General features: G+C 66.9%; 2 protein-coding genes. Both read right to left on the bottom strand.

Annotation, left to right across the window (positions count from 1 at the left end):
- Positions 1-69: 69 nt before the first annotated feature.
- Positions 70-414, bottom strand: a complete 345-nt coding sequence (locus FAF44_RS53090) for a hypothetical protein (RefSeq protein ID WP_237111103.1) — start codon at positions 412-414, stop codon at positions 70-72.
- 88 nt (positions 415-502) lie between these two features.
- Positions 503-1,600 (bottom strand): glycosyltransferase family 2 protein, encoded by a 1,098-nt coding sequence (locus FAF44_RS53085; RefSeq protein WP_237111102.1) that lies wholly within the window; start codon positions 1,598-1,600, stop codon positions 503-505.
- Between the last annotated feature and the right edge of the window lie 118 nt (positions 1,601-1,718).

Below are 1,718 nucleotides of genomic sequence, written 5' to 3'. Positions count from 1 at the left end.
GTGTTTGGGGGAAAGGGGGCGGGACACGGTTGTGGATGATGTCCCGCCTCCGACCGGTGAGGTGTGGGCTCAGGAGAAGACGACCGACTTGAGCTGCAGGCGGCTTGAGGCTCGGCCGCCGGGGCGCAGGGAGTAGTAGTCGCCGGTGCAGTCGGCGCCGGTGAACATGGTGACCGTCGAGTTGGTGCCGTTGATCGGGCTGTGGGCGCTGAAGCGCGTGTCGTAGACCTCGGGGAGGTTGAGGCAGGTTCCGCTGTTCGGGTTGGACAGCTCGGTGGTGCTCGTGCCGTTTCCGGTCGGGTAGGCGTAGGTGAAGGTGCCGGTGGCCGCGTAGGCGGGGGCACTCAGGGTCAGGGTCAGCGCCAGGGCGGAGATGGCCGTGGCGGTGGTCTTGCGGGCGGTCATGGCGAGCATGTCCCTTCGGGTGGGTGAACGCTTCGATCGGCACCACATCCTATGACTACTCTGAGTTATTCGATGACTACGTAGCGATGGGTTCGGGTCAGCGGCCCTTCTCGTAGACGACGAGGCCCCGTGAGAGGTGCAGGGGGACCAGGATCAGCTCGACCAGGAGGGCCTTCCAGGCGTAATAGAGGTTGACCGCCTTGTTCAGGTAGACGAAGGGCAGGTTGAACAGGACCTGACCCAGGGGGAGGCGGCGGCGTCTGGCCGCGTACAGGAGGGCGGGGAGGGTGAGGAGGAGCTCGCCGCCTGCCCACCACGCCATCGCGTACGGCACCGGCTCGTCGAAGAAGGTCGTGGTGAGGAGCACCGGGGTCGCCCACCACAGCGGGGCCACCAGGATTTCCAGCAGGGCCACGATGATCCAGGTGGCGAGCATGGGCTTGCGGGTGAGCAGGCGGGGGAGGTGCAGCCGGACGTTCTGCATGAAGCCGGCCATCCAGCGCCACACCTGTTTGCGCAGGTACGTGAGGGTCTCCGGGTCGGCGGCCCAGGCCACGGCGTCGGACACGTAGACCGCTCGGTGGCCTTCGAGCTGCTGGCTCCAGGTGAAGTCCATGTCTTCGACGATGGTGCGTTCGGGGAAGCCGCCGAACTCGGTCAGGGCGGTCCGTCTGAACATCGAGCAGCAGCCGGAGCAGACCATGGGGCTGTTGGCGAGTTGCTGGATCGGGCGGTGCCAGTGGAAGCCGAAGAGGTATTCGGTGGATCTGCCGCGTTCCCACGGGGTGCGGGTGAAGCGGGTCTGGACGTTTCCGGCCGCCACCTGGACGGCCGGGTCGGAGAAGACGGGCTTGAGGCGCTCGATGTAGTCGGGGGCGAGGACGGTGTCGGCGTCCACCGCCAGGATGAGGTCGGTGTTGCAGTGGGGGAGGGCGTGGTTCTGGGCTTTGGCCTTGCTGCCGAGATTGCGTGGTGGGCGCAGGACCGTGACGCCGTGTGAGGCGGCGATCTCGCCGGTGCGGTCGGTGGAGCCGTCGTCGATGACGATGATCTTGTCTGGGGGGACGGACTGGGAGGTGATCGAGCGGAGGGTGGCGGGGAGACCGAGTTCCTCGTTGTGGGCCGGGATGATCACGGTGACGGTCGGCTGGGGTGCTGGGCTGGGTGTGTTCGCGGGTGTTGTCGGCGGGGTCACCTGCGTCGCCTCCTCAGCTTGAGCGAGATCAGGGACAGCAGGCCGACCGTGGCGTAGATGATCAGGCCGAAACCGAGGGTGGGTGGGCCTCCGGGCATCTTCTTGCTCCCTTGTCGTG

Source organism: Nonomuraea sp. MG754425 (assembly GCF_021699195.1).
Taxonomy (GTDB): domain Bacteria; phylum Actinomycetota; class Actinomycetes; order Streptosporangiales; family Streptosporangiaceae; genus Nonomuraea.
The sequence above is the reverse complement of the archived record's forward strand: the minus strand, read 5'-3'. Positions and strand labels throughout refer to the sequence as shown.

What these genes read in the sequence shown, in the direction of transcription:
- FAF44_RS53090 (WP_237111103.1), bottom strand. Translation starts at nt 414, where the DNA reads ATGCTCGCCATGACCGCCCGCAAGACCACCGCCACGGCCATCTCCGCC.